Genomic DNA, 20,670 nt, shown 5'->3' with positions numbered 1-20,670 from the left:
GGCGATCGACTGGACGAGCGGATGCTCGATGTCGACCGCCTCGGACGCGGCGAGGTAGTCCCAGGGCTCGGCGTCGCCCCGGCGGCCCCCGCCGTCCAGGACCGGGCCGACGACCCGGACGTGGAGGCCGTCCCGCTGAACCGCTTCCGCAAGGTGGCGGCCCGGCGGCTCACCGAGAGCAAGCGCGAGGCGCCGCATTTCTACCTGAACCGCGAGGTGGACGCCGAGGCCCTGCTGGCGTTCCGCGCGACCCTCAACGAGGCGCTCGCCCCGGCGAAGGTCAGCGTGAACGACCTGGTGGTGAAGGCGGTGGCGACCGCGCTGCGCGAGCACCCGGCGGTGAACGTCTCCTACACCGAGGAGAACCTGCTCTTCCACAAGCGGATGCACGTCGGCGTCGCGGTGGCGGTCGAGGACGGCCTCGTCGTCCCGGTCGTCCGGGACGCCGACCGCAAGAGCGTCTCGGAGATCGGCAGGGAGACCCGCGAGCTCGCCGGGAAGGCCCGCGACGGAAAGCTGTCCGCCCGGGAGATGAGCGGCGGCACGTTCAGCGTCAGCAACCTCGGCATGTTCGGGGTGGACTCGTTCTCCGCGGTGATCAACCCGCCGGAGGCCGCCATCCTCGCCGTGGGCGCCGTCCGCGACGAGCCCGTCGTCCGCGACGGGCAGGTCGTCCCCGGCAAGCGCATGGCGGTCACCCTCTCGGTCGACCACCGCGCCACCGACGGCGCGACGGCCGCGAGGTTCCTGGCCCGCCTCGCCGAACTGCTCCAGAACCCGCTGCTCATCGTCGCGTAGCCGAGTCGCGTAGCCGAGCACGCATCGTGGAGGCCCCCCGCCGAGGACGGCGAGGGGCCTTCCGCGTCAGAGCATGACGCGGTGGTTCAGCGGTGGCCGTATCCGGCCAGAGGGCGGGACGGACCAATCAGATCCGGCACGGGGTGCGAAGTAACCGCGGGCATGGCGAAGAGACCGGTCGATCCGGCGTCGCGGCAACGCAGCCCAGCGCCACGGAAAGGCGCCGCCGCGGCGGGCACCCGGAGACCGGCGAGGGTTCCACGATGCCGACACTCCATCCAGCCGGGGGAACGTCCAGGGCACGGGTCGTCGCGATGGTCGCCGCCGGGGGCCTGCTGTGCGCGGGCGGGTTCGCCGGGCTCGCGCCGAAGCGGGGCACCGCGTCCAGCCACCGCGAGGCGCCGCTCATCTCGGGGCAGCCGCAGTACGACAACACCGACGTCTACGCGTTCGTCAGTCCGGACAAGCCGGACACCACCACCCTGATCGCGAACTTCATCCCGTTCCAGGACCCGGCGGGCGGGCCGAACTTCTACAAGTTCGCGCGGGACGCCCGGTACGACCTGAACGTCGACAACGACGGCGACTCGCTGCCCGACCTGACCTACCGGTTCCGCTTCCACGACCGGCTGAAGAACGCGAACACCTTCCTCTACAACACCGGGCCGGTGACGAGCCTGGACGACCCCGACCTCAACTTCACGCAAACCTACGACCTGACGCTGGTCCGCCGGACCGGCGGCCGGGTGCGCAGCGTGCACACGCTCGCCGAGAACGCGCCCGTCGCGCCGTCCAACGTCGGGAAGGCGTCCATGCCCGACTACGCGAAGCTGCGCGGCCAGGCCGTCAAGCCGCTCGGGGACGGGACGACCTCCTTCGCCGGGCAGGCCGACGACTCGTTCTTCCTCGACCTGCGCGTCTTCGACCTGCTGTACGGCGCGAACCTGAAGGAGGTCGGGAACGACACGCTGAGCGGCTACAACGTCAACACGGTCGCGCTGCAGATCCCGACGCGCCACCTCGTGAAGGGGAAGGACCCGGTGATCGGGGTGAACTCGACCGTGTCGCGGCTCTCCGCGTCCGGCGGGTACGCGCAGGTGTCGCGGCTCGGGAGCCCGCTGGTGAACGAGGTGGTCATCCCGCGCGGCAGGAAGGACGCCTTCAACGCGTCCACCCCCTGGCAGGACGCGCAGTTCGCCGGGTTCGTCACCGATCCCGAGCTGCCGAAGCTCATCGAGAAGATCTACAAGATCCCGGCGCCGCCCGGGCCGCGCAACGACCTCGTCCAGGCGTTCCTCACCGGCGTGCCGGGGCTGAACCAGCCGGCGCACGTGCGCCCGGCCGAGCTGCTGCGGCTGAACACCTCGGTCAGACCGGCCGCGAAGCCGGACCGCCTGGGCGTGCTCGGCGGCGACAAGGCGGGCTTCCCCAACGGGCGGCGGCTCACCGACGACGTGATCGACATCTCGCTCCAGGCCGTCGAGGGTGAGCTGCTCGGCAAGAAGAACGACCTCGGCGATGCGGTCAACGCCAACGACGCCGCCTTCGAGAAGAGCTTCCCGTACGTGGCGCAGCCGCACTCGGGGTCGGACGTGCGCGGCGCGCGCAAGCCCGGGACGAAGGCCGCGGGCTCGGCGCGGAAGGGCGAAGGCGGCCCCGTGAACTTCCTCAACGCGGGCGCCACCGAGAGCACCTCGGACGACGGGAGCGGAGTGGGCCCGCTGCTGCCCGCGGCGGCCGCCGGTGCCGGCGCGTTCGTGCTGACCGGCGGGCTGCTGTGGCTGCGGCGACGGCGCCCCGCCGCGGGACGGCACGAGAGCTGATGCGTCCCGTCCTCCCCGGGGCCTCGGCGGCGGGGCTCGTCGCGGCGCTCACCCTCGGATCGGCGGTCGCGTTCGGACGCCCGTCCGGGGAGGGTGCCGCGGCCGCCCCGGCCGGGGCCCCCGCCTCGGGCATCGCCGGCCTGCAGAAGCGGCTGCGCGAGCAACCGCGCGACGCCGCGGGCTGGGCCTCCCTCGGCCTCGCGTACGTGGAGCAGGCCCGGGTGACCGCCGACCCGACGTACTACCCGAAGGCCGAGGAGGTGCTGCGCCGCTCCCTCCGGGAGGCCCCCGAGAACGACGGCGCGCTGGCGGGGCTCGGCGCGCTCGCCGCGGCGCGCCACGACTTCCACGGTGCCCTGGGGTATGCGGACCGGGCGCTCAAGGCGAACGCCTACGGGCAGCGGGCCGCCGCAGTCCGGGTGGACGCGCTGGTGGAGCTCGGCCGCTACGGGGACGCCCTGGCCGCCGCCCGGCGAGCCGACGCCCTCCGCCCGGGCATCCCGATCTTCACGCGGCTCGCGTACGTGCGGGAGCTGCGCGGGGAGGTCGCGGAGGCGCGCCGGGTGCTGGGGCTCGCGCGGGCCTCCGCCGCCGACCGCGGCGACCTGGCCTACATCGCGGTGCAGCTCGGCGAGCTGGCCTGGAACGACGGCGACCTCGACCGCGCGCGCCGCGAGTACGCCGAGGCGCTGCGCCTCTCCCCCGGCCACCTGCCCGCGATGGACGGCGACGCCCGCGTCAGGGCCGCGCGGGGCGACACGGCCGGAGCGCTCGCCGAACGGGCCGAGATCGTCCGGCGGCTCCCGCTGCCGCAGTACCTCACCGAGTACGGGGAGCTGCTGGAGTCCGCCGGACGCCGCGACGAAGCGGAGCGGCAGTACGCGGTCGCGACGGCGTGGGCGCGGATCGCCAGGGCCAACGGCGTCGACGCCGACCTGGAGACCGCGCTGTCCGAGAGCGACCACGGCGACGCCGGGGACGCGCTGCGGGCGGCGCGGGCCGAGTACCGGCGGCGCTGCCCCGGCCCGAAGGTGCGGCAGTGCGGCGTGCACGCGGCGGACGCGCTGGCCTGGGCGCTGCACGTCAACGGGCGGGACGGCGAAGCCCTCCGCTACGCCCGCCAGGCGACGGCCACCGGGTACCGCCGCGCGTCGTTCCGGTTCCATCTCGGCGCCATCGAGAAGGCCGCCGGCGAGCGCGCCGCCGCGCGGCGCGACCTGGCCGAGGCGCTGCGCCGCAACCCGCGCTTCTCGCCGCTGTGGGCGCCGCGCGCCAGGGCGGCCCTGGACGACCTGGAGGGGGCGTCGTGATCGTTCTCGCGCTCGCCGCCGGGATGCTCGCCGCGCATCCCCTCGGCAACTTCACCGTCAACCACTACGACGGCCTCGTCGCGGCGCCGCACGAGCTGCGGATCGACCACGTCGAGGACCTCGCCGAGATCCCCGCCGCGCAGGCGATGCCGGAGGTCGACGCCGACCGCGACGGGCGCCCGTCGAGCCGCGAGCTGGCCGCCTGGGCGGGCGGGGCCTGCGCGCGGGCGGCCTCGTCCCTGCGCGTCACCGTGGACGGGCGCGCCGCCACCGCTGCGGTCGCGTCGGCCGCCGCGTCGGCGCCGCGCGGGCAGGCGGGGCTGCCGACGCTGCGGCTCGAATGCCGGATCACCGCGCCCGCCGGGCCCGGGAGAATCGTCTTCCGCGCGGGCGGGGGCGACGGGCGGGTCGGCTGGCGGGAGGTCACCGCGCGGGGCGACCGGATGACGCTCGCCGCGTCCGACGTGCCGGAGTCCTCGCGCAGCAGGCGGCTCGCCGCCTACCCGGCGGACATGCTCGCCTCCCCGCTGGACCGGCGGTCGGCGGTCCTCGACGTGCGCACGGGCGGGCCGCCGCTCGCGGCCCCCGCCTCCGGCGGCGGTCCCGGGCGGCTGCTGCCGCGCGGCGCCGACGGGCTCACCCAGCGGTTCACGTCGCTGGTCGCGCGGCACGACCTGACCCCCGGTTTCGCCGCCCTGGCGTTCCTGCTCGCGCTGCTGCTCGGCGCCCTGCACGCGCTCGCACCCGGCCACGGCAAGACGATCATGGCGGCGCACGCGATCGGGGACGGGCGGCGCCGGACGCGGGACGTCCTCGCGCTGGGCCTGACGGTCACGCTCACCCACACCGCCGGCGTGCTGGCCCTCGGCCTGCTCGTGACGACCGGGACGCTGCTGGCGCCCGAGGCGCTGTTCCCGTGGCTGGGGGCGGCAGGCGGCGTCCTCGTGACGGCGGCGGGGGCGCTGCTTCTGCGGCGCGCCCTGCGCAACCGCCACCACACCCACGGACACGGGCACGGACACGGGCACGGGCACGGGCACGGGCATGACCACGGGCACGGGCAGGCGAGTTCCCGGCGCGGCGGGGTCGTGCTCATGGGGCTGGCGGGCGGCATGGTGCCGAGCCCGTCGGCGGTGGTGGTGCTGGTCGGCGGCACGGCGATCGGACGGGCCTGGTTCGGGGTCGTCCTCGTGCTGGCCTACGGGCTCGGACTCGCCGCCGCGCTCATGGCGGTCGGTCTCCTCGTCACCGGGTCCGCGCGCGCCCTGGCGCGGCGCATTCCGGCCATGCGGCCGCGGTTTCCCGGCGCGATGATGCCGATAGGGACGTCCGCGACGGTCGTGGTCCTCGGGCTCGGGCTCACGCTGCGGAGCCTGGTGCCGTGACCTCCGACCCGGAACGGCCGCGGATGCGTAGTGCCGGGTGGACGGCCTACGGAGGGGAGCGCGGCATGCCGGCAGAGACGAGACCGCCGGACGGGGGCACGGTGTCCGGGCATGACGCGGACATGCTGCTCACCCGGACGGCGCGCGGCGACGAGCGCGCCTTCGAGGTGCTGTACGACGCGGTCGCGGCGCCCGTGCACGGGCTGGTGCGGCGGGTGGTCCGCGATCCGGCGATGGCCGAGGAGGTGACGCAGGAGGTGATGATCGAGGTGTGGCGGTCCGCCGCCCGGTACGACCCGGCCCGCGGCGGCGCGATGGCGTGGATCCTGACGATCGCGCACCGCCGGGCCGTGGACCGCGTGCGGCGCGAGCAGGCCGCGGGCGAGCGCGAGGCGAGGACCGTCCACCCCGGGCCGGGCGGCGCGCACGACCCGGTGGGCGAGCGGGTCGAGGCGCGGCTGGAGCACGAGCGGGTGCGGCGCTGCCTGGGGGCGCTCACGCACCTGCAGCGCGAGTCGGTGACGCTCGCCTACTACGGCGGGCACTCCTATCGTGAGGTGGCCGCGCTGGTGGGCGCGCCGCCGAACACCGTGCGGACCCGGATGCGCGACGGCATCATCCGGCTGCGCGACTGCCTGGGGGTGGAACGGTGACGGACGACCTGCACGCCCTCGCCGGCGCGTACGCGCTGGACGCGATCGACGACGCCGAGGAGCGGCGCTCGTTCGAGGAGCACCTCGCCGGATGCGAGACGTGCGCGACCGAGCTGCGCGAGTTCCGGGCGACGGCGGCCCGGCTGGGCATGGCGGTCGCCGAGGCCCCGCCGCCGCGGCTGCGCGCCCGGGTGCTGGCGGACGTCCGGAACGTCCGGCAGCTGCCGCCCGCCTCCCCCCGCCGGACCGCGGGCGTGCGGCCCCTGCGGCCGCGCCGGTGGCGGCGCGCCGCCGTGGCAGGGCTGGCCGCGGCCGCGTGCCTGGTGACGGCCGCCTCCGTCGGGGTGGCGGTCCACGAACGGCAGCGCGTGGAGCGGACGGAGTCCGCCTACCGGGACGTTGCGTCCGTCCTGTCGGCGCCTGACGCGCGGGCGGCGACGGGCCGGGCCGCGGGCGGCGGGACGGTGACGATCGTCGCGTCCGCGTCGCGCGGCGGGGTGGTCGTGGCGTCGTCCGGTTTGCGGGCGCTGCCGTCCTCGAAGGCGTACCAGCTGTGGCTGATCGGCGCGGAAGGCCCGCGCTCGGCGGGCCTGCTGCCCGGCGACCCCGGGCGCCCGGTCGTCGCCGGGACGTGGACTCCGCGGGACAGGCTCGGCGTGACCGTCGAGCCGGCCGGCGGGTCCGCACGGCCGACGACCACGCCGATCGTCCTGCTGGGCATCACCTGATTCCCCCTTGTCGTCTGTCTGACGATATGTGATCATTGCGGGCATGTCGGTGAACGTCCCGCTCGGTCCGCTGCTCGACCCCGCCTTCCACCTCGGGTCGGTCCCCACGACGTGGGCCGAGCTGCTCGGCTTCGCGACCGGCGCGGTCAACGTGTGGCTCGTCGTCCGGCAGAACATCCTCAACTGGCCGATCGGCATCGCCAACGTGATCCTGCTCGGCCTGGTGTTCCTGGACGGCGGCCTCTACGCCGACGCCGGGCTCCAGGTCGTCTACGTCGCGCTCCAGCTCTACGGCTGGTGGGTGTGGCTGTACGGCGGGGACGGCCGCGACCGGCTCCCGGTGCGGCGCACGCGGGGCGCGGAGTGGGCGGCCCTGATCGCCGCGGGCGCCGCGGGCACCGCGTTCCTGACCTGGGCCCTCGCCACCTGGACGGACTCCACCGTGCCGTTCTGGGACGCCCTCACCACCGCGCTCTCCCTCATGGCGACCTACGGGCAGTCGCGCAAGCTGCTGGAGTCGTGGTGGCTGTGGATCGCCGCCGACCTCGTCTACATCCCGCTGTACTTCTACAAGGACCTGAAGCTCACCGGCGTCCTCTACATCGTCTTCCTGGCGCTGTGCGTGTCCGGGCTGCTGGCCTGGCGCCGCGACCTGCGCGGGCGGCCCCTCGCCCCGGCGGCCGCCGCGTGACGCACGAGCACGGCCTCGTCATCGGCAAGTTCTACCCGCCGCACGCCGGGCACCACCATCTGATCGACACTGCCGCCGCGGCCTGCGCGCGGGTGAGCGTGGTCGTCGCGGCGTCCACCGTGGAGAGCATCCCGCTGGCGCTGCGGACGGCGTGGCTGCGCGAGGCGCACCGGCAGCCGCACGTGGAGATCGTCCCGGTGGTGGACGACGCTGAGATCGACTACGAGTCCGACGAGGCCTGGTCGGCGCACGTGGCGGCGTTCCGGGCGGGCCTGGCGATGCGGTCGGGGCTCGGCGCGTCCGTCCCCCCGGTGGACGCGGTGTTCAGCTCGGAGGCGTACGGGCCGGAACTGGCGGTGCGCTTCTCGGCCGTCCACGTCCCGGTCGACCCGCCGCGCGAGCGCTTCCCGGTGAGCGGCACCGCCGTGCGGGCCGACCCCGCCGGGAACTGGGAGTTCCTATCGCCGCCCGTCCGCGCGCACCTGGCGCGCAGGGTCGTGGTGGTGGGCGCCGAGTCGACCGGCACGACGACGCTGGCCCGCGCGCTCGCCGCCCACTACGCCGGGCGGGGCGGGGTCTGGGAGGCGACCCGGTGGGTGCCGGAGTACGGCCGGACCTTCACCGAGGAGAAGCTCGCCGCCGCGCGCCGGCGGGCGGGCGACCCGTCCCTGTGGCTGGACGACCTGGTGTGGGAGTCGGCCGAGTTCACCGAGATCGCCGAGCGCCACGCGGCCATGGAGGACGCGGCGGCCCGGTCGGGCTCGCCGCTGCTGGTCTGCGACACCGACGCGTTCGCGACCGCCCTCTGGCACGAGCGCTACCTCGGCGCCCCGGCCCCCGAGGTAGAGGCCGTCCACGCGCGGACCCCGCACCACCTGTGGATCCTGACCGATCCGGAGGGCGTCCCCTTCGAGCAGGACGGCTGGCGCGACGGCGAGCTGATCAGGTCGTGGATGTCGGGCCGCTTCCGGGAGGAACTGGAGAAGCGGGGCCTTCCCCACATCACCGTGACGGGCCCCCACGAACGGCGCCTGGCCGCCGCCGTCGAGGCGACCGACGCCCTGCTCGCCGACGGCTGGCGGTTCAGCGCCCCGCTGACCCCCTAGGCCCTCGCCATGGGCTCACCCGAGCCAGATCATGTTCGTGACGCGGAACTCCTTGATGTCGGCGAGGACGAGGTAGTCGAAGAACATCGAGGTGCCGTCGACCACCATCCTGAATTCCAGACGGGCGTCGTCCAACGGCCTTCCGGGGGGACTTCCTCCGGTCTCGGCGGCCAGGCCGCCCGCCACCGCGAAGTCGCAGAAGAACCGGATCACCGAGTCCTTCAGCGCGGGGGGCATGGCCTCGATGACGTCGGAGGCCCCTTTCTCGCAGTAGACCGTCCAGCCTCGGCGGCCGGCGGTCACCTCCCAGGGTCTTCGTCCACCAGGAACCGGCTCTTGAGCTCGTCCAGCGAGACGAGGTCGCTCCGGTCCGCCCTGCGCGCCCTGGCGCGGCGTTCCGCGCGGTCGGGGATCTGGGCCAGGTGGGCCTCGGCCCACCAGTCGTCCATGACGCGCTGGTAGTCGTCCTCCTCCGTGGCGGCCATGACCTCCTTGAGGAACCTGGCGCGCTTCTCCTCCGTCAGCCAGTCGGCGATGCCCCTGATCGTCCGCGGGACCCGGTGGACCTGCCCCGGGAGGAACGGCTCTACCGGTTGTGCGCTCATGTCGCTCCCGTCCGTCCGGCGCGGTCCCCTGTCACCCGTGCAACCGAGACCCTACCGAGCCCCACCGACAGGACAGGGGCTCATTTGACGGCGCGCGGCGTGTCGGTCGGGTCGAGGCGGAACAGGTCCTCGTCGATCCGGTCGAGGGCGAGCCGGACGGCGCCGAGGCCCACCGACTCGTCCCCGAGCTCGGAACCCTCGATGCGGACGGGGCTCAGGCACAGCGGGGCGACCCGGCTCCGCAGCGCCGCGACCAGCGGGGCACCGGCCCCGGCCAGCGGCCCGCCGACCACGATCGTCTCCGGGTCGAGGGCGAGGGCCATCGCCGCGACGCCGCGCGCCATCCGGTCGGCGAGCCGCTCCACGCGCTCCCCCGCCTCGGCGGACCCGCGCCCGGCCGCCTCCAGGACGCGCTCCGCCTCCTCGAAGACGGCGCCGCGGCCGGCGTCCGGGACCAGGGAGGCGGCGGTGTCGCGCAGGCCCAGCTCGTCCAGGATGCCGATCTCGCCCGCGGCGCCCCAGCGCCCCCGGTGCAGCCGGCCGCCGATGATGGCTCCCATGCCGGTGTGCAGGGCGGCGTAGACGCAGACGACGTCGTCGGCGTCGCGAGCGGCGCCGCGCCACCGCTCGGCCATCGCGGCGAGGTTGGCGTCGTTCTCGACGAGGACGGGGCAGGAGAACGAGCGGCCCAGCTCCCGTGCCAGGTGGACGCCCTGCCACCCGGGCACGACCGTGCAGGACGTGACCGTCCCGTCCGGGGCGACGACGCCGGGGGTGCCGACGGCGACCGCCCGCAGCGAGCGCCGGTCGACGCCCGCCTCCGCGAGGCACGCCTTGACCGCGGCGCGCACCGCCGCGATCCGCTCGCCCGGCGGGGCGCCGCCGTCCAGGCGGGCGCGGTGCCCCCCGCCCACGACCTCGCCGGCGAGGTCGGCGACGAGCAGCCGCACCCGGTGCGCGTCGATGTCGATGCCGAGGGCGTGGCCCGCCTCCGCCCGGAAGCGGTAGCGGCGGGCGGGGCGGCCGAGGCCGCTGCCCGGACGCGGCGCGTCCTCGGCGGCCAGGCCGCGGTCGATCAGCTCGCCCAGCACGCCCTCGGTGGTGGGCCGGGACAGCCCGACGCGCCGGGCCAGCTCCGACAGCGTGGCCTCGCCGCCGTCGCGCAGCGCCCGCAGGGTCGCGGCCGAGTTGAGCCGGCGGAGCACCGAGGGGTCGCCACCGTGGAGAGAGTGTTGCGGCACGGGCACCCCTTGACAGCGATCGGCGGACGGACGACATTATTGCCAATCCACTTATGAAAGATACTTGCATAAGTACGGCGACCAGGCCGGGAGGGCGCGCGATGCAGGAGACGGTGCCGGCGATCGCCGTGGCGGGGGCCGGGCTGCGCGGCCGCGCCTACGCCGCGCGGATCCGGGCGACCGGGGCCGGCCGGATCGTCGCGGTCGCCGAGCCCGACCCGGTGCGGCGCGCCCGGTTCGCGGCCGAGCACGGCCTCCCGCCGGAGCGTGCGTTCCCCGGCTGGCGCGAGATGGCCGCGGCGGGCCGCCTCGCCGACGGCGTCATCATCGCGACGCAGGACGCCGAGCACGCCGAGCCCGCGATCCGCTTCGCCGGCCTCGGCTGCCACATCCTGCTGGAGAAGCCGATGGCTACGTCCGAGGCGGACGCGCTGCGGATCGTGGACGCCGTCGAGCGCGCCGGGGTGATGCTCGCCGTCTGCCACGTCCTGCGCTACACCGCCTACACGCGCGCCCTCAGGGCGCTGATCGCGGACGGCCGGATCGGCGCGCCGGTCAGCGTCCAGCATCTCGAACCGGTCGGCTGGTGGCACCACGCCCATTCCTACGTGCGCGGCAACTGGCGGCGCTCGGACGAGTCCGGGCCGATGCTGATGACGAAGTCCTGCCACGACGTCGACTGGCTGATCCATGTGATGGGCGAGGTCCCCGCGCGGGTGTCCTCGTTCGGGCGGCTGTCGCACTTCCGCCCGGAGCACCGGCCGCCCGGCGCCGCCGCGCGCTGCGTCGACTGCGCCGTCGAGGCGCGCTGCCCGTACTCGGCGCCCCGGCTCTACCTGTCGTGCCTCGGCGATCCCGCCCGCGAGGCATGGCCGCTCGGCGCGGTCACCGACGAGCGCACGGAGGCGGGCGTCCTGCGGGCGCTGCGCGAAGGCCCCTACGGCCGCTGCGTCTACGCCTGCGACAACGACGTGGTCGACCACCAGGTCGTGAACATGGAGTTCCCCTCAGGCGCGACCGGCGTGTTCACCATGACCGCGTTCTCCCCTGCCGCCCCGCGCCAGACGCGCGTCTTCGGGACGTCCGGCTGCCTGGAGGGCGACGGCGTCCGCATCACGGTCCGCGACTTCGTCACCGGCGGCACCGAGATCGTCGACCCCGGCGCCGCCCCTGGCGGCGGAGCGTTCGACGGCCGCCACGACCACGCCGACGACGCGCTGGCCGACGCCTTCGCCGCCGCGCTCGCCGGAGGCGACCCCGCCCTGCTCAGCTCCGGCCCCCGCGAGAGCCTCGCCTCGCACCGCGTCGTGTGGGCCGCCGAACGCGCGCGGCTGGACGGCACGATCGTCGAAACGGCCCCGCAGTCACCCCCCGCGAAAGGCACGGTGCGTCCATGACCGTCAGACCTCTGTGGTGCGCCGCGGCGGCGCTGTCCCTGGCCCTCGCGGCCGCTGCCTGCGGCGGTTCGTCCGGCGAGTCGTCGCCCGCGGGCAACGACGGGCGGGGCCCCATCACCGTCGCCACCGGCAAGGACCTCACCCGGACCGTGCAGCGGCTCGTCGCCGAGTGGAACGACGGCCACCCCAAGGAGGAGGTGCGGCTCGTCGAGCTGCCCGAGGACGGCGACCAGGCACGGCAGCAGCTCGTCCAGAACATGCAGATCAAGTCGGACGCCTACGACGTCGTCCGGCTGGACGCGGTGTGGACGGCGGAGTTCGCCGCGCGCCGCTGGATCCTGCCGCTGCCCGACGGGCTGGTCGACGCCTCGTCCTTCGTCCCGGCGGCCCTGGAGACCGGCAAGTACCGAGGGAGGCTGTACGCGGCGCCGTGGCTGACCGGAACCGGCGTCCTCTACTACCGCGAGGACCTCCTCGCCAAGGCCGGCGTGAAGGCCCCGCCGAAGACGTGGGCCGAGCTGCGCGACGACTGCGCGAAGGTCCGCGCGACGGCCGGGGGCAAGGGGGTCGACTGCTACGCGGGCCAGTACGGCAAGTACGAGGGGCTCACGGTCAACTACTCCGAGGCCGTCCAGTCCGCGGGCGGCGAGGTCTTCGACTCCTCGGGCAGGCCGCAGGTGAACACCCCGCAGGCCAAGGCCGGGCTCCGGTTCCTCGTGGACGGCTTCAAGAACGGGACCATCCCGCAGAAGGCCATCACCTTCAAGGAGGAGGAAGGCCGCCGCGCCTTCCAGGAGGGCCGCCTCGTCTTCCACCGCAACTGGGCCTATGTGTACGCGCTCGCCTCCGAGAAGGACGGTTCGAAGGTGGCCGGGAAGTTCGGCGTCGCGCCGATCCCCGGCGAGGGCGGGCCGGGCTCCGGCACGCTCGGCGGCAACAACCTGGCCGTGTCGGCGTTCTCCAAGCACCAGGCGACCGCGCGCGACTTCGTCGCCCACATCGTCAGCCCGGCGGTCCAGAAGGAGTACGGCCGCGCCCAGTCGTTCCCGCTGTCCCTCGCCGCCCTCTACACCGATCCCGAGATGGTCAGGCGGTACCCGTACCTGCCGGCGCTGAGGCAGGGCATGGACAAGGCGAGGCCGCGCCCGGTCGTCGTCCGCTACAACGAGGTCAGCGCCGCCGTCCAGGAGCACGTCACCGCGGCGCTCACCGGGAGGAAACCGGTCGACCGTGCGGCCGAGGACCTCCAGAGGGCACTGGCAGCGCTGGCCGACTAGCGGCGCGGTAGGCGCTCGGTGTCAGGCCGAGCCTGCGGACGAAGTGCTGGCGCAGGGAGTCGGCGCTGCCGAGGCCGCTGCGGTGGGCGACCTGGTCCATCGGGAGCGCGGTGCTCTCCAGCAGCTCCCGGGCCCGGTCGATCCGCTGGTGCAGCAGCCATTGCAGCGGGCTGTGCCCGGTTTCCGCGTGGAACCGGCGCGTGAGCGTGCGAGTGCTGACACGCGCGTGCCGGGCCAGGTCGGTGAGGGTGAGCGGCTCGCCCAGGCGCCGCACGGCCCAGGCGCGGGTCTCCGCGAGCGACACGTCCGGTCCGGCGGGCAGCGGGTCGGCGAGGCGCTGGACCTGGTCGGCGGGGCGCGGGGGCGCCGCGACCGTCAGGCGCGCCGCCGCGGCCGCCGCCGCGGCGCCGTGGTCCTCGCGAACCAGGTGCAGGCACAGCTCGATCCCGGCGGCGGCCCCGGCCGAGGTCAGCACCGTTCCGTCCGTGACGTACAGGACGTCGGGGACGACCTCCGCGGCGGGGAAGCGGTGGGCAAGGTCGCCGGTGAGGCCCCAGTGCGTCGTGGCGCGGCGGCCGTCCAGCAGCCCCGCCTCGCCGAGCACGAAGGCGCCCGTGCAGATGGCCGCGACGCGCTTCCCCGCGGCCGCCGCGGCGCGCAGCGCGTCCAGGACGGGCCGCTCGATGCCGGTGCGGCCCCCGCTGCCCACGACGATGACGCTGTCCGCGCTCTCCACGGCGTCCAGCCCGTGCGGGGCGACGACGTCCAGGCCGCCGACGGCCTCCAGCGGACGCCCCGGCTCGGCGGCGCAGAGCCGCAGCTCGTAGGCGGGGCCGCCGCCCGCCTCGGCGGCGCCCAGCACCATCTGCGGGATCGTGACGTCGAAGCTCATCACCGGCGGGACGACGACGACCGCGACCGTGTGCATCTGGCCAGAACCTCCGGACGGTTGGCGATCAGGCCCCTGCCGTCCGGGCGCGGCGGACCGCAGAGTGGTTCGCGCAACGGCCGGATGCCCGGCCACTACCTCACTGGAGTGAATTATGCCGTTCCATGTCGTCGTCGGCCGGGGAGCCACCGCCACCGCGACCGCGCTCCTGCTCGCCGGCGCGGGCGACCGCGTCCGGATGGCGTCCCGCAGCGGAGCGGGTCCGGAGCACCCGCTCATCGAGCCGATCGCGCTGGACGCCACCGACACCGGCGCCCTCAGCCGGCTCGCCGAGGGCGCCGAGACCGTGTTCAACGCGGCGGCGCCCGCCTACCACACGTGGCCGGAACTGCTGCCCGCGCTGTTCGGCTCGATCCTGACCGCCGCCGAGCGGTCCGGCGCGGGGTACGTCATGCTGGGCAACCTCTACGGGTACGGGCCGGGAGACGGCCCGGTCACCGAGGACCACCCGCTGAAGGCGACCGGCTCCAAGGGGCGGGTGCGCGCAGAGATGTGGCTGCGGGCCAAGGAGGCGCACGACGCCGGAAGGGTGCGGGCCGCGGAGGTGCGCGCCGGCCAGTTCCTCGGGGCCGGCGCCTACTCCGTCTTCACGCTCATGGTGCAGCCGAAGGTGCTCGCCGGACGCCCGGCGCTCGTCCCGGCGGAACTCGACGTCCCGCACGCCTACTCGGCGATCGGCGACACCGCCCGCGCGCTCGTCGCCGTCGCCCGCGACGGGCGCGGATGGGGCCGGCCGTGGCACGCCCCGACGATCACCGCGTCGGTGCGCGAGGTCGCCGGACGCCTCGCCGCGCTCGCCGGCGTCCCCGGACCGCGCCTGGACACCATGACGGACCGCGAACTGACCCTGCTGAGCCTCACCGATCCGTTCTGGGACGAGATGTGGGAGACGCACCACATGTCGCACCGGCCGTTCACCGTCGACTCCTCAGCGATCGAGGAGACGTTCGGTGTCGCCGCGTCGCCGCTGGACGACGTCCTCAAGGAGGCGCTCAGCCATATGTGAGGCCGTACCCGAAGGGGAACAGGGGCTTCTTGCCGTCGCCCCTGTTGATGGGCTGCTGGGAGGCGTCGCGCATCCACGTCACCGGCAGCTTGCCGGTGGGGGCGGTGGCGCCGTACAGGACGTCGGCGACGCCGCCCCCCTCGGTGCCGGGCAGCCACGCCTCGACGAGCGCGTCCCACCCGGGCAGTTCCGAGGCGATGTCCAGCGGGCGTCCCGACACCAGCACCACGACCACCGGGACGCCGGACGCGCGCAGCCGCCCGATCGTCTTCAGGTCGGCGTCGTCGAGGCCCATGCCGTCGCTGAGGTCGCCCTGGTACTCGGCGTACGGCTTCTCCCCGACGACCGCGACCGCCGCGTCGTAGGACCGGTCGATGCCCGTCCCGTCGACGCTGTAGGTGACGGTCGCGGACGGGCCGGCCGCCTCGCGGAGGCCCTGCAGGATCGTCGTCCCCTTCGTGGTCGGGCCCGGCGCGCCCTGCCAGGTGATCGTCCAGCCGCCGGACTGCATGCCGATGTCGTCGGCGCTGCGGCCCGCGACGAAGACCCTGCCGCCCGCGGCCAGCGGCAGGACGCCGCGCGCGTTCTTCAGCAGCACCTGCGACTCGGCGACCGCGCGCCTGGCGAGCGCGCGGTGCTCGGCGCTCCCGACCGTCCGCAGATACGCGCGGTCGGCCATCGGCCGCTCGAACAGGCCCAGCCGGAACTTCTCGGCCAGGATGCGGCGGTTCGCGTCGTCGACCCGGGACAGGGGGACGGCGCCGTCCCGCACCGCGTCCCGCAGGTAGTCGATGAACCTGCGCCACTCGGTCGGCACCATGACCATGTCGATCCCGGCGTTCACCGCGGCCGCGACCTCGGCCCTGGTGAACCCCTCCTCGCCGTCGATCCGGTCGACCCCGTTGTAGTCGGACACGACGAACCCCGTGAAACCGAGCTCCCGCTTGAGGACGTCGGTGATCAGGTACCTGTTCTGGTGCATCTTCAGCCCGTTCCACGAGCTGTAGGAGACCATCACCGAGCCGACGCCGCGCTTCACGGCCTCGCGGAACGGGGGCAGGTGGACCGCCCGCAGCTCCGCCTCCGGGATCCGGGTGTCGCCGCGGTCGTGGCCGCCCTCGGTGCCCCCGTCCCCGAGGTAGTGCTTCGCCGTGGCCAGGACGGACGCGGGCCCGCCCAGCCGCTCGCCCTGCAGGCCCTCGATGATCGTGGTCATGGCGGCGGGCAGTTCGGGCACCTCGCCGAACGACTCGTACGTCCGGCCCCAGCGGTCGTCGCGGGCCACGCACAGGCAGGGCGCGAAGTTCCAGTCCACGCCCGTCCCGGTCATCTCCGCCGCGGTCGCCGCCCCGATCCTTCGGACGAGGGCCGGGTCACGCGTCGCGCCGAGCCCGATGTCGTGCGGGAAGATCGTCGCGCCCACCACGTTGCCGTGGCCGTGCACCGCGTCCGCCCCGTAGATCATCGGGATGCGCAGCGGCGTGGCCAGCGCGCCCCGCTGGAAGCCGTCGTACATGTCCGCCCAGCTCTCCGGTGTGTTCGGGCTGGGAGCCGACCCGCCGCTGGACAGCACCGACCCGATCCGGTAGCGGGTTACGTCCTCCGGAGTCACGTACCGGCGCTCCGGCTGGGTCATCTGGCCGAGCTTGTCGGCGAGGCTCATCCGGCCGAGCAGGTCGGTGACGCGGTCCTCGACCGGCAGCCGGGGGTCGAGGTAGGGGACGGGGCCCGGGGCCGCCCGGACGGGGCCGCCGTGGACGGCGAGGGCCAGCGCGGCGAGCATGCCGAGGACGAGGCCGCGGGACCGGAGCCGCAGGGAGGAAAAGCGCATGCGGAAGGTTTTTCCAGGGCCGATCAAAATCAGCGCAACCGGATACCAGCGCCTGAGCAATATCTGCCGGCCACGTCCGAACAATTAGAATAGGGCGATCGGTCGGGATCGAACCGACACCTCCAGGACCACAACCTGGCGTGCAGACCACTACACCACGAACGCCGTATCTCCGGCAGGAATCGAACCTGCGACCTCCGGGTCCGCAACCCGGCGCGCTCTCCACTGCGCCACGGAGACCTGTTCCTTGCGTGCTGAGCGCAGGAATCGAACCTGCCTGCCGCGGCTTATGAGACCGCTGGACGCACCAGCGTCCCTGCTCAGCGCGGAGGGTGCGAGATTCGAACTCGCGCAGGGGTGACCCTGACGACGGCTTAGCAAGCCGCTGCCTTCCCGCTCGGCCAACCCTCCGGAAACTAAAAAGACCGCCCGTGGTCTTCGGGCGGTCGGCGGACGGACGTGCGGTTCACGTCCGTCGGCGGCTCCCGAGACCGGAATGGCTGCCGTGCATTCGATGACGTCGCATCGCGGCTCTCCCTTCCGATCCCGTCCGTCGTTCTCCCCTACGACGTCCATGGTGCCGGGGCGGTTCCGCCCCGGCAACCTATTTATCTCCTCATTCCTCGAAATCGGTGCCGCGGGAGAGAGGCTCCCAATCGGTGAACTCCTTGCGCGCCCCGGTCAGGGCGGCGTCGACGGCGTCGGCGGCGTCGTTGCCCAGCGGCAGCCGCAGCGGCGTGTCGTCGGCGTCCAGCGCCTTCAGGATCGCGGCGGCGGCCTTGGCCGGGTCCCCCGGCTGCTTCCCGTCGCTGCCCGGCAGGTTCGCCCGGACCGGGCCGACGGTGCCGTCGTACTCCGGCATCGCGGCCGTCTGGTGCAGGCCGCCGCCGGCGAACGACGTCCGGAACGCGCCCGGCTCGACCACCAGCACCTTGATCCCGAACGGCGCGACCTCCTGGGCCAGCGCCTCCGACATCCCCTCCAGCGCGAACTTGGTCGCCGAGTAGGCGCCCACGCCGGGGAAGGAGAACCGGCCGCCCATGCTCGACATCTGCACGACGGCGCCGCTCCCCTGCCGGCGCATGTGCGGCAGCACCGCCCGGACGAGGGCCGCCGGGCCGAAGAAGTGCAGGTCCATCAGCTCGCGCAGCTCGCGGTCGGTGGTCTCCTCCACGGCGCCGACGACGCCGCGCCCGGCGTTGTTGACCAGCACGTCGACGCGGCCGTGCCACAGCACCGCGTCCGCGACCACGTCCGCGATCCGCGCCTGGTCGGTGACGTCCAGCTCGACCGCGTTGACCCGGCCCGGGTGGCGCGCGACCAGATCGGCCAGCGCCTCCGGGCGGCGCGCCGCCGCGACCACCGTGTCCCCGGCCGCCAGCGCCGCCTCCGCGATCGCCCGCCCGAAGCCGGAGTTCGCCCCGGTGATCAGCCAGACCCGTCCGCGTCCCGCCGTGTTCGATTCAGTGGTGTTCGGTTCAGTGGTGTTCGCCATGTCCGCAGTTATCGCAGCGCGACCACCGCCGCGTCCAAGACAGAGATCCGCCGACCCGATAAAGAGCGTTTATGATCCCGGCATGGAGCTGCGCCAGCTGCGCTACCTCGCCGCGATCGCGGACGCGGGCAACCTCGGCCGGGCCGCCGAGGCCCTGTACGTCAGCCAGCCCGCGCTCTCCTACGCGCTGCGGAAGCTGGAGGCCGAGCTCGGCGTCCGGCTGTTCGACCGGCACGCGGGCGGCGTGACCCCCACCGCCGCCGGCCGCGACGTGATCGCCGAGGCGCGCCGCACGGTCCGGCAGGCCGACCGGGTCGCCGCCGCCGCGGAGCGGCACCGGCGCGGGCAGACCGGCGTCCTGCGCGTCGGGTTCGAGGCCAGCGGCGCCGGCGAGCTGACGACCCGGGCCCGCGCCGAGTTCGCCCGCGCCCATCCCGGCGTCCGCGTCGAGCCCAAGCGCTTCGACTGGGGCGGCGAGGCCGCCGCGCTCCGCGCCGGGCAGGTGGACGTGGCGTTCGTGTGGCTGCCCGCCGACCTCTCGGGCCTGCACTCGGAGACCGTCCACACCGAGCACCGCGTCGTGGGCCTCCCGGCCGGCCATCGGCTCGCCGCCGCCGACGGCGTCTCGATCATGGACGTCAAGGACGAGCCCCTCATGTGGACCGAGCGCGCCCCCCGCGAATGGGTGGACTGGTGGGCGGTCAACCCGCGGCCGGACGGGTCCGCGCCGCGCTGGGGCCCCACCAACGACAACGTCGAGGAGATGCTCGAACAGGTCGCCGAGGGCACGGCCATCTGCTTCGCGCCGTCCAGCATGGCGCTGTACTACGCGCGCCCGGGGCTGGTCTGGGTGCCGCTCACGGACGTGGAGCCGCTGCGCGTCGCGCTCGCCTGGGCGGACGGGGGCCCGCTCGTGGAGGCGTTCGCCGCGATCGTCCGCGACCTCGCGGGAGCTGCCGTCAGACGAACGTCCGGGGCGCCTCCACGGCCGCGCTGAGCGCCCGGAGCGCATGGTAGACGCGGACCTTGACCACGTCGACCGGCACTCCCAGCGAGGCGGCGGCCTCGTTGACCGAGCGGTCCCGGAAGACCGTCTCGGTGAGGATCTCGCGGTGCGCGGGCGGCAGCGCCTGGAAGGCCCGGGCGACCACCGCGGGGCGCATCCGCTCCCCCGGCGTACCGGGGGCGAACGAACCGGTGTCTTTGCCCATTCGCAGTGCCACACCACGAACCTCGCACCGTTCCCCCGCCCCGCCGCCCTCCTTATGGCGCCTTTAAGGAAGCACTGAGGAGGACTTATCCGGCCCCCGTACGGCACGGCCTCAGGCGGTCGTCCAGGGCGCTGTTCACCTGCGGAAACCGATAATGGAGGGCGGCGGCGCCGTCCGCACCTGCGATCGGCGCCGGCCCGGCCCGGCCGCCGGGCGACCGAGGACGCGGTCGCGAGCGAGTGAAGTACCGATTTCGGTTATGCCTTGACAAGGGCGATGAGCGTCAAATCTACTATGGGAGCGCTCCCAAATTCGGCGACGGGCGGCAAATGCACGACTATGGGAGCGCTCCCACACCGTTGACCTGTGGTTCGGCCTGACCGGCCGAGGACGACGAAAGGTCTGCGAAGCAGCCATGACGGTACGAGACGAAACCTCGCCCCCGGAGGCGGTCGGCGACCCGGCGGGGACGGGCGCGGCGGGCGCAGCCGGCGCGGGTCGCTGGGCCCCGCATGTCTGGTGGATCGCGCTCGCCGCGGGCGTCGCGGGCGCCGCGTTCGTCTGGCTCGCGCTGCCGCACGGGCGCGACATCGAGTCACCATGGGAACTGGTGGCCAAACTGGTCGTCTTCGGCTGCCTGTGCTGCGCGATCGCGCTGTTCCCCTGGGCCCCGCGGCTCCCGCACTGGGTGCTGTACGCGCCATTCGTGTTCTTCACCGGATACGTCGTCCCGCGCATCAGCGGCTTCTACTACACCGATGCCCAGCGGGCCCACGGCGACAGTTTCTACACGCACGTCTACCTGCTTCTCTATCCCGGAATCGTGCTCACCGCGGGCGCCGCCTACCGGATCGGCGGAGGCTCTCCCGGACGCACCCTGAAAGTGCTCGTGACCGGCATCGTCATCGTCTTCTCGGGCTTTCTCGACCTCATGTGGTACGTCGTCAACCCGGTCGGGATCCCGGACCGGATCGACGCCCCGCACATCAACGTGATCACCGGCGGGCCGATCTCGTTCGGCGCGACGGTCCTGTTCGCGCTCGCCCACGTGCCGATCCTCGTCGGCGTCAACCTGCTGCCCCTGGACCGGTGGATCGGGTACCGGACCGGGGCGGCCCCAGCCCCCGCCGCGCGCGGGACGGAACCGTAGTCCAGTGCAGGGAG

General features: G+C 74.3%; 20 protein-coding genes and 4 tRNA genes. 13 read left to right on the top strand and 11 right to left on the bottom strand.

The annotated features are described in order from the left end of the window. The 8 genes from ABWI07_RS24780 to ABWI07_RS24745 form a co-directional block, all read left to right on the top strand. On the top strand, positions 1-798 hold a 798-nt coding region (locus ABWI07_RS24780), incomplete at its 5' end, for a dihydrolipoamide acetyltransferase family protein (RefSeq protein WP_353819952.1). A 263-nt stretch (positions 799-1,061) separates the two neighbouring features. Further along, positions 1,062-2,621: a DUF4331 domain-containing protein gene (locus tag ABWI07_RS24775; RefSeq protein WP_149262353.1), complete on the top strand. Its 1,560-nt coding sequence runs from the start codon at positions 1,062-1,064 to the stop codon at positions 2,619-2,621. Continuing rightward, a complete protein-coding gene (locus ABWI07_RS24770) occupies positions 2,621-3,931 on the top strand; it encodes a tetratricopeptide repeat protein (RefSeq protein WP_353819951.1) in 1,311 nt (436 codons plus the stop codon). Before ABWI07_RS24775 ends, ABWI07_RS24770 begins: the two co-directional genes overlap by 1 nt. Further along, positions 3,928-5,316 (top strand): High-affinity nickel-transporter, encoded by a 1,389-nt coding sequence (locus ABWI07_RS24765; RefSeq protein ID WP_353819950.1) that lies wholly within the window; start codon positions 3,928-3,930, stop codon positions 5,314-5,316. The genes ABWI07_RS24770 and ABWI07_RS24765 overlap by 4 nt, the downstream gene beginning before the upstream one ends. 65 nt (positions 5,317-5,381) lie before the next feature. Beyond that, positions 5,382-5,969: an ECF RNA polymerase sigma factor SigK gene (gene sigK, locus ABWI07_RS24760; protein ID WP_149262351.1), complete on the top strand. Its 588-nt coding sequence runs from the start codon at positions 5,382-5,384 to the stop codon at positions 5,967-5,969. Beyond that, positions 5,966-6,697: an anti-sigma factor gene (locus ABWI07_RS24755; RefSeq protein ID WP_149262350.1), complete on the top strand. Its 732-nt coding sequence runs from the start codon at positions 5,966-5,968 to the stop codon at positions 6,695-6,697. Before sigK ends, ABWI07_RS24755 begins: the two co-directional genes overlap by 4 nt. Positions 6,698-6,740: 43 nt before the next feature. Further along, complete coding sequence (gene pnuC / locus ABWI07_RS24750; RefSeq protein WP_353819949.1) at positions 6,741-7,388, top strand: nicotinamide riboside transporter PnuC; 648 nt, start codon at positions 6,741-6,743, stop codon at positions 7,386-7,388. After that, on the top strand, positions 7,385-8,494 hold the full coding sequence (locus ABWI07_RS24745; RefSeq protein ID WP_353819948.1) for an AAA family ATPase: 1,110 nt from the start codon (positions 7,385-7,387) through the stop codon (positions 8,492-8,494). The genes pnuC and ABWI07_RS24745 overlap by 4 nt, the downstream gene beginning before the upstream one ends. 15 nt (positions 8,495-8,509) lie before the next feature. Here the strand turns inward: ABWI07_RS24745 and ABWI07_RS24740 are convergent, their stop codons facing one another. From ABWI07_RS24740 to ABWI07_RS24730, 3 genes are all read right to left on the bottom strand, one after another. Next, positions 8,510-8,797 (bottom strand): hypothetical protein, encoded by a 288-nt coding sequence (locus ABWI07_RS24740; RefSeq protein WP_149262347.1) that lies wholly within the window; start codon positions 8,795-8,797, stop codon positions 8,510-8,512. Then, on the bottom strand, positions 8,794-9,099 hold the full coding sequence (locus tag ABWI07_RS24735) for a hypothetical protein (RefSeq protein ID WP_149262346.1): 306 nt from the start codon (positions 9,097-9,099) through the stop codon (positions 8,794-8,796). The genes ABWI07_RS24740 and ABWI07_RS24735 overlap by 4 nt, the downstream gene beginning before the upstream one ends. Positions 9,100-9,179: 80 nt before the next feature. After that, complete coding sequence (locus tag ABWI07_RS24730) at positions 9,180-10,340, bottom strand: ROK family transcriptional regulator (protein ID WP_149262345.1); 1,161 nt, start codon at positions 10,338-10,340, stop codon at positions 9,180-9,182. Between the two features lie 101 nt (positions 10,341-10,441). Here ABWI07_RS24730 and ABWI07_RS24725 point away from each other — a divergent pair, with 101 nt between their 5' ends. Together ABWI07_RS24725 and ABWI07_RS24720 are read left to right on the top strand one after the other, a co-directional pair. Next, positions 10,442-11,737 carry a Gfo/Idh/MocA family protein gene (locus tag ABWI07_RS24725; RefSeq protein WP_353819947.1) on the top strand — a complete coding sequence of 432 codons (1,296 nt, stop codon included), beginning with the start codon at positions 10,442-10,444 and terminating at the stop codon, positions 11,735-11,737. Continuing rightward, positions 11,734-13,014 carry an ABC transporter substrate-binding protein gene (locus ABWI07_RS24720; protein WP_353819946.1) on the top strand — a complete coding sequence of 427 codons (1,281 nt, stop codon included), beginning with the start codon at positions 11,734-11,736 and terminating at the stop codon, positions 13,012-13,014. The genes ABWI07_RS24725 and ABWI07_RS24720 overlap by 4 nt, the downstream gene beginning before the upstream one ends. Here ABWI07_RS24720 and ABWI07_RS24715 read toward each other — a convergent pair. Continuing rightward, the gene (locus ABWI07_RS24715; RefSeq protein ID WP_353819945.1) at positions 12,944-13,942 is read right to left on the bottom strand and encodes a GlxA family transcriptional regulator; all 999 of its coding nucleotides are present in this window, start codon (positions 13,940-13,942) and stop codon (positions 12,944-12,946) included. The genes ABWI07_RS24720 and ABWI07_RS24715 overlap by 71 nt on opposite strands. A 115-nt stretch (positions 13,943-14,057) precedes the next feature. Here ABWI07_RS24715 and ABWI07_RS24710 point away from each other — a divergent pair, with 115 nt between their 5' ends. Then, a complete protein-coding gene (locus ABWI07_RS24710) occupies positions 14,058-14,969 on the top strand; it encodes a Rossmann-fold NAD(P)-binding domain-containing protein (protein WP_353819944.1) in 912 nt (303 codons plus the stop codon). Here the strand turns inward: ABWI07_RS24710 and ABWI07_RS24705 are convergent. The 6 genes from ABWI07_RS24705 to ABWI07_RS24680 all read right to left on the bottom strand — a co-directional run bounded on the left by ABWI07_RS24705 (position 14,956) and on the right by ABWI07_RS24680 (position 18,295). Beyond that, the gene (locus ABWI07_RS24705) at positions 14,956-16,800 is read right to left on the bottom strand and encodes a glycoside hydrolase family 3 protein (protein WP_353819943.1); all 1,845 of its coding nucleotides are present in this window, start codon (positions 16,798-16,800) and stop codon (positions 14,956-14,958) included. The two genes, ABWI07_RS24710 and ABWI07_RS24705, sit on opposite strands and share 14 nt — an antisense overlap. A gap of 92 nt (positions 16,801-16,892) precedes the next feature. Continuing rightward, positions 16,893-16,966: transfer RNA gene (locus tag ABWI07_RS24700), tRNA-His, on the bottom strand. Position 16,967: 1 nt separating this feature from the next. Continuing rightward, positions 16,968-17,040: transfer RNA gene (locus ABWI07_RS24695), tRNA-Arg, on the bottom strand. A 12-nt stretch (positions 17,041-17,052) separates the two neighbouring features. Further along, positions 17,053-17,125, bottom strand: a tRNA-Met gene (locus ABWI07_RS24690). A 1-nt stretch (position 17,126) separates the two neighbouring features. Further along, positions 17,127-17,211: transfer RNA gene (locus ABWI07_RS24685), tRNA-Ser, on the bottom strand. 205 nt (positions 17,212-17,416) lie between these two features. Then, a complete protein-coding gene (locus tag ABWI07_RS24680; protein WP_353819942.1) occupies positions 17,417-18,295 on the bottom strand; it encodes an oxidoreductase in 879 nt (292 codons plus the stop codon). Positions 18,296-18,377: 82 nt separating this feature from the next. Between ABWI07_RS24680 and ABWI07_RS24675 the strand changes: the two genes are divergently transcribed. Further along, positions 18,378-19,292, top strand: coding sequence for a LysR family transcriptional regulator (locus ABWI07_RS24675; RefSeq protein ID WP_353819941.1), 915 nt, complete (start codon positions 18,378-18,380; stop codon positions 19,290-19,292). On the opposite strand, the gene ABWI07_RS24670 is transcribed toward ABWI07_RS24675, so the two are convergent. Further along, complete coding sequence (locus tag ABWI07_RS24670) at positions 19,255-19,518, bottom strand: sigma factor-like helix-turn-helix DNA-binding protein (RefSeq protein WP_235037154.1); 264 nt, start codon at positions 19,516-19,518, stop codon at positions 19,255-19,257. The two genes, ABWI07_RS24675 and ABWI07_RS24670, sit on opposite strands and share 38 nt — an antisense overlap. A 403-nt stretch (positions 19,519-19,921) precedes the next feature. Between ABWI07_RS24670 and ABWI07_RS24665 the strand changes: the two genes are divergently transcribed. Next, positions 19,922-20,656 carry a hypothetical protein gene (locus ABWI07_RS24665; RefSeq protein WP_353819940.1) on the top strand — a complete coding sequence of 245 codons (735 nt, stop codon included), beginning with the start codon at positions 19,922-19,924 and terminating at the stop codon, positions 20,654-20,656. Positions 20,657-20,670: the final 14 nt, after the last annotated feature.

Source organism: Actinomadura sp. NPDC000600 (assembly GCF_040492135.1).
Taxonomy (GTDB): domain Bacteria; phylum Actinomycetota; class Actinomycetes; order Streptosporangiales; family Streptosporangiaceae; genus Spirillospora.
Note: the sequence above shows the minus strand (reverse complement) of the source record. Positions and strands in the feature narration are given on the sequence as shown.